8 protein-coding genes are annotated in these 9819 nt (G+C 72.2%); all 8 read right to left on the bottom strand.

All coding sequences use genetic code 11. The features are described from left to right. Nucleotides 1-772 (bottom strand): methionine synthase (locus tag VLF38_RS04175; RefSeq protein WP_325270025.1); only part of this gene is annotated, 772 nt, incomplete at its 3' end. Then, complete coding sequence (gene mnmA, locus VLF38_RS04170) at nucleotides 769-1914, bottom strand: tRNA 2-thiouridine(34) synthase MnmA (RefSeq protein WP_325270024.1); 1146 nt, start codon at nucleotides 1912-1914, stop codon at nucleotides 769-771. The genes mnmA and VLF38_RS04175, both read right to left, overlap by 4 nt. A gap of 22 nt (nucleotides 1915-1936) precedes the next feature. Further along, nucleotides 1937-3088 carry a cysteine desulfurase family protein gene (locus VLF38_RS04165; protein WP_325270023.1) on the bottom strand — a complete coding sequence of 384 codons (1152 nt, stop codon included), beginning with the start codon at nucleotides 3086-3088 and terminating at the stop codon, nucleotides 1937-1939. 19 nt (nucleotides 3089-3107) lie between these two features. Next, entirely contained in the window at nucleotides 3108-4241 is a 1134-nt protein-coding gene (proB, locus tag VLF38_RS04160; RefSeq protein WP_325270022.1) for a glutamate 5-kinase, read from the bottom strand. Further along, nucleotides 4238-5800 carry a GTPase ObgE gene (gene obgE / locus VLF38_RS04155; protein WP_325270021.1) on the bottom strand — a complete coding sequence of 521 codons (1563 nt, stop codon included), beginning with the start codon at nucleotides 5798-5800 and terminating at the stop codon, nucleotides 4238-4240. The genes proB and obgE overlap by 4 nt, the downstream gene beginning before the upstream one ends. Nucleotides 5801-5908: 108 nt before the next feature. Next, the gene (gene rpmA / locus VLF38_RS04150) at nucleotides 5909-6163 is read right to left on the bottom strand and encodes a 50S ribosomal protein L27 (protein WP_107700322.1); all 255 of its coding nucleotides are present in this window, start codon (nucleotides 6161-6163) and stop codon (nucleotides 5909-5911) included. Nucleotides 6164-6209: 46 nt separating this feature from the next. Then, nucleotides 6210-6512 (bottom strand): 50S ribosomal protein L21, encoded by a 303-nt coding sequence (rplU, locus tag VLF38_RS04145; RefSeq protein WP_325270020.1) that lies wholly within the window; start codon nucleotides 6510-6512, stop codon nucleotides 6210-6212. A gap of 179 nt (nucleotides 6513-6691) precedes the next feature. Further along, a partial coding sequence (locus VLF38_RS04140; protein ID WP_325270019.1) for an Rne/Rng family ribonuclease occupies nucleotides 6692-9819 on the bottom strand: 3128 nt, incomplete at its 5' end.

The raw sequence follows: 9819 nt of genomic DNA, 5'->3' as shown, positions 1-9819 counted from the left end.
CCGCCACTCCGTCGTACGCCGAGGCCGGGAGGACCGCGAGGTCGACGGCGAGGCCCCGGGCTCCGGATCCGCGCAGGAGGTCGACCGGGACGTCGGGCGCGCAGCAGTGCACGACCGGCGTCGCACCGGCCTCCGCGACCGCTCGGAAGACCCGCGCCAGCGCCTCGGACGCCTCCGGCGGGTGGATCGTCCGGTGCTTGCCGAACCCGGACGCCGTCGGCACCCGCGCCGCCATCACGGCCGGGAGCGCAGGCTCGTCGACCTGCACGACGATCTCCGCCGCGTGGGGCACCCGGCGGCGTACGTCGGCGACGTGGTCGGCGACGCCCAGCGCGAGCGCCTCGGCGAGCTCGCGCCGCGCTCCGTGGTCAGCGAGGACCTTGTCGCCACGCGGCTTCTCCACGGTGGCGGCGAGGGTCCAGGGGCCGCAGACCTGCAGCTTCACCGGCCCGGAGAGCCCCTGGGCGTGCTCCTCGAAGACATCGAGGTCGCGGCCGAGCAGCGAACGCGCGCGACGGTGGTCGACGCCGGAGCCCGCGCCGGTCAGTCGCCAGCCGGCGGGCTGCAGGTCGACGCCGAGCTCGCTCACCACTGCCAGGGCGCGACCGGTCATGCCGGCACCGGCACCGCGGCCGGGCAGCTCCGGGACGTGCGGGAAGTCGGGCAGCTCGCCGAGCACGAGCCGCACCGCCTCGGCGTACTCCCGGGCGTTGTCGGCCTCCGACGCCAGCGCGTCCCCACCGGGCATGGAACCGATGCCGGTCGCGCTCACGCGCCCACCTCCGTACGCCGGGTGGACGAGATCGTCGCGGAGCCCACGACACGCGTGCCGTCGTAGATGACCGCAGCCTGGCCCGGGGCGATGCCGGAGGCCGGGTCGAGCAGCTCGATGTCGACGAGGTCATCCACCCCAGCCCTGCCACTGTGGCGTGCCTCGGGCGGACGACCCACGGTCACGCGGGCCCGGTGCTCGGCGCCGTGCGCGCGGAGCTGCACCGTGACCTCGGGGCCGTCGAGCACGGTCGGCGTAGTGCCGCACCAACGGGGCCGGATCGCGGTGAGCCCGTCCACCGCCAGCTCGTCTCGCGAGCCGACCGTGACGGTCCCCGTCACCGGCTCGAGGGAGAGGACGAACCGCGGCTTGCCGTCGGGCGCCGGGTGCCCCAGCCGGAGCCCCTTGCGCTGCCCGATCGTGAAGTGGTGCGTCCCCTCGTGCGACCCGAGCACCTCCCCGGAGGAGGAGACGATCGCCCCTCCCGCGGGAGCGGCGTCGCCGAGCTTCTCGGTGAGCCAGCCGCCGGTGTCGCCGTCGGCGATGAAGCAGATGTCGTGCGAGTCGGGCTTGTCGGCGACCAGCAGGCCCCGCCGCGCGGCCTCAGCGCGGATCTCCGGTTTCGGGGTGTCACCGAGGGGGAACAGCGAATGGGCGAGCTGCTCCTGGGTCAGCACGCCGAGGACGTAGGACTGGTCCTTGGCGGTGTCGACGGCCCGGTGCAGCTCGACCACGTTGTCGGGCCCGGAGCGCAGCGTCGCGTAGTGACCGGTCACGACAGCGTCGAAGCCGAGCGCCAGTCCACGCTCGAGCACGGCCGCGAACTTGATCTTCTCGTTGCAGCGCAGGCACGGGTTCGGCGTGCGGCCGGCGGCGTACTCCGCCTTGAAGTCCTCGACGACGCCCTCGTGGAACTCCTCGCTCATGTCCCACACGTAGAACGGGATGCCGATCACGTCGGCCGCCCTCCGGGCGTCGTTCGCATCCTCGATCGTGCAGCAGCCACGGGCGCCCGAACGGTAGGACTTCGGGTTGCGGGAGAGCGCGAGGTGGATGCCGGTGACGTCATGCCCCGCCTCCACGGCGCGCGCGGCAGCGACGGCGGAGTCCACTCCCCCGGACATCGCAGCGAGCACCCTCACGACACGATCCTCACGTGCGCACTCACGGACGTACGCCGGCAGCGCGGGCGCGCTCGACCACCGGGCCGATCGCGGCGACGAGAGCCTCGACGTCGTCGGGCGTCGAGGTGTGGCCGAGCGAGAAGCGGAGCGAGCCCCGCGCCTCCTCATCGGCACAGCCCATCGCCAGGAGCACGTGCGAGGGCTGGGCGACCCCCGCGTTGCACGCCGAGCCCGTGGAGCACTCGACGCCCCGGGCGTCGAGCAGCATGAGCAGCGAGTCACCCTCGCAGCCGGGGAAACCGAGGTTGGCGTGGCCGGGCAGCTGGCCGGCCGGCTCGCCGTGCACCCGGACGTCCGGCACCACAGCGCGCACGCCGGCAACGAGCTGGTCACGGAGTGCGGAGAGCCGCTGACGGGTCTCCGCCTGCTCCTTGACCGCGAGCTCGACCGCGGCGGCGAAGCCGGCGATCGCTGGGACGTCGATCGTTCCGCTGCGCAGGTCGCGCTCCTGGCCACCACCGTGGATGACGGGCGTGAGCTCGAGCTCGCGGCGTACGACCAGGGCGCCCACGCCGAGCGGTCCGCCGATCTTGTGGCCGGTCAGGGTCAGCGCGTCGAGGCCACTGGCAGCGAAGTCGACGGGGACCGCGCCGATCGCCTGGACGGCGTCACTGTGCACGGGCAAGCCGAGGGCCGCAGCGCGGGCGACGACCTCGTCGATCGGCTGCAGCACACCGGTCTCGTTGTTGGCCCACATGACGCTGAGGAAACTGACGTCATCCGCTGCGGCCAGCGCGGCGTCGAGGGTAGCCAGCTCCAGGCGACAGCCGTCGTCGACCGGAAGGAGCGTCACCTCGGCGCCCTCGTGGGTCGCCAGCCAGTCGAGCGGGTCGAGCACCGCGTGGTGCTCGATCGCCGTCGACAGGATCCGACGACGGCCGCGCGACCACCACAGGCCCTTGAGGGCGAGGTTGTCGGCCTCGGTGCCACCGGAGGTGAAGACCACCTCGGTCGGACGGGCACCCAGCGCCTGCGCGATGCACTCGCGCGCCTCCTCGACGACCCGCCGGGCAGCGCGGCCCGAGGCGTGCAGCGAGGACGCGTTGCCCGAGACCCCGAGCTGCGCAGTCATCGCCTCGATGGCCTCCGGGCGCATCGGGGTGGTCGCGGCGTGGTCGAGATAGACGGTCATGGCAGGGCCAAGATTACGTTCAGAGCAGAACGAGGTCGTCACGGTGGACGATGACCCGGTCGTAGCCCTCGCCGAACTCCGCCAGGAGCGCGCGCGACGACTTGCCGAGCAGTCCGGGCACCTCCGAGGCATCGAAGTTGACGAGGCCACGAGCAACAGAGGCGCCGCTGGGGTCGACGAGGTCGACGGGGTCGCCGGCTTCGAACGCGCCGTCGCACCCGGTGAGGCCGGCGGCGAGCAGCGAAGCGCCCCGTGAGACCACGGCGCGGGCAGCGCCAGCGTCGAGCAGGAGGCGTCCCTTCGGCTCGGTCGCATGGGCGAGCCAGAGCAGCCGCGTGGGCCGCCGCTTGCCGGTGGCGTGGAAGAGCGTGCCGACGGCGTCGCCGCCCAGCGCCTGCTCCGCGTTGGCCGCCGAGGTGAGCACGACGGGGATGCCGGCGCCGGTGGCGATGCGGGCGGCCTCGACCTTGGTCACCATTCCCCCGGTGCCGACGGCAGAGCCCACGGAGCCGATCTGCACACCGGCGAGATCGGCCTCACCGCGAACGTCGGCGAGCAGCGACGTGCCGGGGCGCGAGGGAGGGCCGTCGTAGAGGCCGTCGACGTCGGAGAGCAGCACGAGCAGGTCGGCGTGGACCATCTGCGCGACGAGCGCGGCCAGCCGGTCGTTGTCGCCGAAGCGGATCTCGTGGGTCGCGACGGTGTCGTTCTCGTTGACGACCGGGAGCACGCCGAGCTGGAGCAGCTCGGCCAGCGTCTGGTGGGCGTTCTTGTAGTGCGAGCGGCGGGTGACGTCGTCGACCGTGAGCAGCACCTGGCCGGTGATCAGGCCGTGGCGCGCGAGCTCCTCGGTGTAACGGTGAACGAGGAGCCCCTGCCCCACCGATGCCGCCGCCTGCTGGGCAGCGAGCCCGCGCGGGCGCTTCGCCAGCCCGAGCGGAGCCAGGCCGGCTGCGATCGCGCCGCTGGAGACGAGCACGACCTCGGCACCACGGGCCCGCACGGAGGCGAGCACGTCGACCAGTCGGCGTACGGCGTCGGGGTCGATGCCGCCCGTGGCGGTGGTGAGCGAGGAGGAGCCGACCTTGACGACGATCCGCGAGGCGGAGGTGACCTCACCCCGCCGGTCGGGCTTGCCGACGTCCGCGGTCACGACTGGGCGTCCGGGTCGGACTCGTTCCAGTCGGGGTCCTCGGCGGAGCCGATCTCGTAGGACATCGGGCCCGAGCTGCCGCCGCGCGCCCCTTGCTTGGCGCTGTCCAGACGGCGGGCGACGTCGGCTCGGGTCTCGTTCTCCGCCTTCTCCTCCAGGGCCTCCGCGATGTCGCGGCGGCGCTGGTTGGCGGGACGGTCCTCGCGCAGGCGCTGGTCCTCACCGCGGCGGCCGAGCATCTCCCCGGCACCGGCGTCGAGCTCGGGGCGGAAGTCGAAGACGACGGAGTTCTCCTCGGCACCGATGATGATCGCGTCGCCCTCGACCGCACCCAGCTCCCCGAGGCGCTTCTCGACACCGAGGCGGTTGAGGCGGTCGGCGAGGAAGCCCACGGCCTCCTCGTTGGAGAAGTCGGTCTGGCGGATCCAGCGCTCGGGCTTCTCGCCACGGACGCGCCAGCCCTCGCCGGTGCGGGTGACGGTGAAGTCGTCAGCGCCGTCGGCGCTGCGGGGCCGGATGACGATACGGGTCGCCTCGACCTGGGGCTTCTCGGCGCGGGAGGCCTGGACGATCCGCGCCATCGCGAAGATCAGCTCCTTCATGCCCTCCCCCGAGGCCGCGCTGACCTCGAAGACCTCGAGGCCGCGCTCGCGCAGCTCGTCGACGACGAACGACGCGATGTCGCGGCCGTCGGGGACGTCGATCTTGTTGAGCGCGACGAGGCGGGGGCGGTCCTCGAGCCCGCCGTAGCGCGCGAGCTCGCCCTCCATCACGTCGAGGTCGTCGACCGGGTTGCGACCAGGCTCGATGTTGGCGGTGTCGATGACGTGCAGCAGCGCAGCGCAGCGCTCGATGTGGCGCAGGAAGTCGTGGCCCAGGCCGCGCCCCTCGGCCGCACCCTCGATGAGGCCCGGCACGTCGGCGACGGTGAAGGTCGTCTCGCCCGCGCGGACGACGCCGAGGTTGGGGACGAGCGTGGTGAAGGGGTAGTCGGCGATCTTGGGCCGGGCCCGGCTGATCGAGGCGATCAGCGACGACTTGCCCGCGGAGGGGAAGCCGACGAGACCGATGTCGGCGACGACCTTGAGCTCGAGGACGATCTCGAGCTCCTCGCCGGGCTCACCCAGGAGCGCGAAGCCGGGAGCCTTGCGCTTGGCGCTGGCCAGCGCGGCGTTGCCGAGCCCGCCCTTGCCGCCCTGCGCGACCACCATCTCGGTGCCGGCACCGAGCATGTCACCCAGGACCGTGCCGTCACGGAGGCTGACGATCGTGCCGTCGGGCACGGGCAGGACCAGGTCCTGGCCGTGGGCGCCGTTGCGGTGGTCGCCCGCACCCTGCCCGCCGTTGGACGCCTTCCGCTTCGGGCTGTGGTGGTAGTCGATCAGCGTCGTGACGTCGGGGTCGACGCGCAGGATGACCGAGCCGCCGGGACCACCGTTGCCGCCGTCAGGGCCGCCGAGGGGCTTGAACTTCTCCCGGTGGACGGAGGCAACACCGTGACCACCGCGTCCGGCGGCGACGTGGAGCGTCACCTTGTCGACGAACGTGGGCACTGCCATGGGTTACTCCGCTCCTGGGATGCGCCGGAGGGCGCGGGAAGAAAATACCGAAGGGCGCCCCCGCTTGCAGGGACGCCCTTCGAAAGACTCAGGTGAGTGACGTCAGAGTCACTCGCCCGGGACGATGTTGACGACGCGACGGCCGCGCTTCGTGCCGAACTCGACCGCACCGGCGGCGAGGGCGAAGAGGGTGTCGTCGCCGCCACGGCCCACGTTGGAGCCGGGGTGGAAGTGGGTGCCACGCTGGCGGACGATGATCTCGCCGGCGTTGACGAGCTGACCACCGAAGCGCTTCACGCCGAGGCGCTGCGCGTTGGAGTCACGACCGTTCTTGGTGCTCGCGGCACCCTTCTTGTGAGCCATTTTTCAGTCCTCTGGGATCTGTTCGAAGTTCTCGTCCGCGACGCCGTCAGGCGTTGATCGCGGTGACCTTGACCTGGGTGTACTTCTGGCGGTGACCCTGGCGCTTCTTGTAGCCGGTCTTGTTCTTGTACTTCTGGATGATGATCTTCGGGCCCTTGAAGCCACCGAGGACCTCGGCGGTGACGGAGGCCTTGTCGAGACCGGTGGAGGTCACGGCCTCACCGTCGACCAGGAGGACGACCGGGATGTCGACGGACTCGCCGGCCTTCGCCGAAACGAGGTCGATCTCGATGACGTCGCCCACGGCAACCTTCTGCTGCTTGGCGCCAGCCTTGACGATCGCGTACACCGCGGTCTCCTCACGAATCAGTGCTTGAAAACATTGGGCTCCCTGGGGCACGCCGGCACCGGGGCCGCACAGGGAATGATGGGCGCACGTCTGCACGCCGAGGGGCAATACTACGGAACCCGCGGCAGAGGCGCAAAACGGGGCTGAACCTGTCAGCGACCCCTGCCGCGAAGTCCGTGTCAGCGCTTGCGGGCGCCCTTCTTCTTGACCGGGACGTGCAGCTCCGAAGCGGCCTGCTCAGCCGTGCCGTCGCCGTCCGCTGCGGAGGCATCGGGGCCCGGCGCCTCCACCGGTGCACCTGCACCCGCAGCGCGGGTCACGGCCTTGCGCTGGCGGGTGATCACGCGCGGCGGCTCGGGCGCTGACGCCGGCTCGGCGACCACGGGCGGCGCGACCACGATCGCGACCGGCTCGGGCGCTGCACCTGCGGTAGAGCCGGCCACACGGCGTACGGCGCGACGCTCGCGGGTCACGACCTTGGTCGTGGCAACCGGAGCAGCCGGAACCTCGTCCGCCCCTTTGGGCCGCGCCGCCGGCGCCTCCTCGACGGGGGCCTCGACAACAGGAGCCTGGTCCGGGGCCGGGGCCTCGGCAGGGGCCTCGACCGTCTCGACGACCGAGTCGGCCACCACCGGCGCCTCGTCGAGGGTCGCGTCGGCGTCATCAGCGACAACACCTTCGGCCTCGGCGACCTCAGCAGCTGCGGCAGCCTCAGCGGCGGCCTTGCGCTCAGCAGCGCGCGCCTCGCGCTGGGCCTGACGCTCTGCGTCACGCTGCGCCTTGCGCTCGGCGGCCTCGGCGGCCTTGCGCTCGGCCTCCTCCGCCTGCCGCTCCGCCTCGGCGGCGGCTCGTGCCGCCTCCTCGGCCTTCTGCTGGGCGCGGAGCTCACGCAGGTCGGGCTCGCCCGGCAGGAACTCCGGGACCGCGGCCTGCTCACGCGGGGCGCGCTGGGCAGCCGGAGCTGCCTCCACCACGGTGTCGACAGCGGCGTCCGCCACGGCGGTCGCCTCGGCGACACCCTCGGCGTTCTCCACCTTGTCAGCCTCGGCCTTGTCAGCCTCCGGGGCGTGGGCGATCGCGGCGACGTCCTTGGGCGAGGGGGCCTTGCCACCGTTGTCCTGGTTGTTGGCACCGCCGTCCTGCTGGTTGCCACCCTTGCCACGGTTGCGCCGGTTGCCGCCACGGGCGTTGCCGCCGTCGTCGGACTTCTTCGGCTCGATCGGCATCGCGTGGCTGACGTAGCCGTTGCCCTGGCAGTGCTCGCAGGTCTCGGAGAAGGCCTCCAGCAGGCCCGTGCCGATCCGCTTGCGGGTCATCTGCACGAGGCCGAGCGAGGTGACCTCGGCGACCTGGTGGCGCGTGCGGTCGCGGCCCAGGCACTCGACCAGGCGGCGGAGCACGAGGTCGCGGTTGGACTCGAGGACCATGTCGATGAAGTCGACGACGATGATGCCGCCGATGTCGCGCAGCCGGAGCTGGCGCACGACCTCCTCCGCAGCCTCGAGGTTGTTCTTGGTGACGGTCTCCTCGAGGTTGCCGCCGGAGCCGGTGAACTTGCCGGTGTTGACGTCGACGACCGTCATCGCCTCGGTGCGGTCGATGATCAGCGAGCCGCCGGAGGGCAGCCAGACCTTGCGGTCGAGGCCCTTCTGGATCTGCTCGGTGACCCGGTACGTCGAGAAGATGTCGTCGCCGTCGTACTTCTCGAGGCGGTCCTCGAGGTCGGGGGCGACGTGCGCGACGTACTGCTGGACGGTGTCCCAGGCGTCGTCGCCCTGGATGACCAGCTTGGCGAAGTCCTCGGTGAAGAGGTCGCGGACCACCTTCAGGGTCAGGTCGGGCTCGCCGTAGAGGAGCTTCGGGGCACTGCCCTTGGCATCGCCCTGCGTCTGGCGCTCGATCTCCTCCCAGCGAGCCTTGAGGCGCTCGACGTCGCGGGTCAGCTCGTCCTCGGCAGCGCCCTCGGCGGCGGTGCGCACGATGACGCCGGCGGTGTCCGGGACGATCTCCTTGAGCAGCGCCTTGAGGCGGGCCCGCTCGGTGTCGGGGAGCTTGCGCGAGATGCCGCTGGTGGTGCCGTCGGGCACGTAGACGAGGAACCGGCCGGCGAGCGAGACCTGCGAGGTCAGGCGGGCGCCCTTGTGGCCGATCGGATCCTTGGTCACCTGGACGAGGACGGTCTGGCCGGAGCTCAGGACGTTCTCGATCTTCCGCGGCTGGCCCTCCTTGTGGCCGAGCGCGGACCAGTTGACCTCGCCGGCGTAGAGGACGGCGTTGCGGCCCTTGCCGATGTCGATGAAGGCGGCCTCCATCGACGGGAGGACGTTCTGCACACGGCCCAGGTAGACGTTGCCGATGAGCGAGGTCTGCGACTCGCGGGCGACGTAGTGCTCGACGAGGACCTTGTCCTCGAGGACGGCGATCTGGGTGAGGTCGCCCCGCTGGCGGATCGCCATGACGCGGTCGACGGACTCGCGGCGGGCCAGGAACTCGGCCTCGGAGACGATGGGGGCACGGCGGCGGCCGGCCTCGCGGCCCTCGCGGCGGCGCTGCTTCTTCGCCTCGAGGCGGGTGGAGCCCTGCACGCTCGTGATCTGGTCCTCGCCCGTGCGGCTGGGGCGGACCCGGGTGACGGTGTTCTCCGGGTCGTCCTCGCCTGCGGCGGACTCACCGGCACGGACGCGACGGCGGCGACGGCGCGTGGTGCCGCCCTCGCCGGCGTCGTTGTCGTTGTCGGCGTCACCGGGGCCGTTGTCGGCGGATGCCTCGTCGGCGTCGTCAGCCTGGGCATCGCCCTTCGCGGCGGCCCGCTGGCCACCGTTCTGACCCCGGCCCTGGCCACCGTTCTGGCCACGGTTCTGCCCGCCGTTACGGCTGCCGTTCTGCGCAGCGCCCTGGCTGCCGTCGGCCTCTGCGTCGTCGGCGTCGTCGTCGCCCTCACCACTCGATTCGCCGTTGGCGTCACCCGGCTTGCGGCGGCGACGGCCACCACGACGGCGACGGCGACGGTTCGGGTTGCGGGGCTGGCCCTCGCCCTCCTCGTCGGTCTCGGCCTCGTCGGTGTCGCCGTCCTCGGACTCGTCGTCGTCGCCGTTGTCACCCTCGGCGTCCGCCTCGGCCGGCGTATCGGTCGGCTCGGCGGTCTCCGTGACCTCGGCGGTCTCCGTGGCCTCGGCGGCCTCCGTGGTCTCGGCGGTCTCGGTGGCGTCGGCGGTCTCGGTGGCGTCGGCAGCAGCAGCCACCTCGGTCTCGTCCTCGACCGGCTCCTCCGGGGCGGGCGCAGCCGCCTTCTTCGCCGGCTGGCGGG

The organism is Nocardioides sp., from assembly GCF_035481145.1.
In the GTDB taxonomy this organism is placed as follows: Bacteria; Actinomycetota; Actinomycetes; order Propionibacteriales; family Nocardioidaceae; genus Nocardioides.
The sequence above is the reverse complement of the archived record's forward strand: the minus strand, read 5'-3'. Positions and strand labels throughout refer to the sequence as shown.

Coding starts and splice junctions, on each gene's coding strand:
- VLF38_RS04165 (WP_325270023.1), bottom strand. CDS start 3,088: ATGACCGTCTATCTCGACCACGCCGCGACCACCCCGATGCGCCCGGAG.
- obgE (WP_325270021.1), bottom strand. CDS start 5,800: ATGGCAGTGCCCACGTTCGTCGACAAGGTGACGCTCCACGTCGCCGCC.
- rpmA (WP_107700322.1), bottom strand. CDS start 6,163: ATGGCTCACAAGAAGGGTGCCGCGAGCACCAAGAACGGTCGTGACTCC.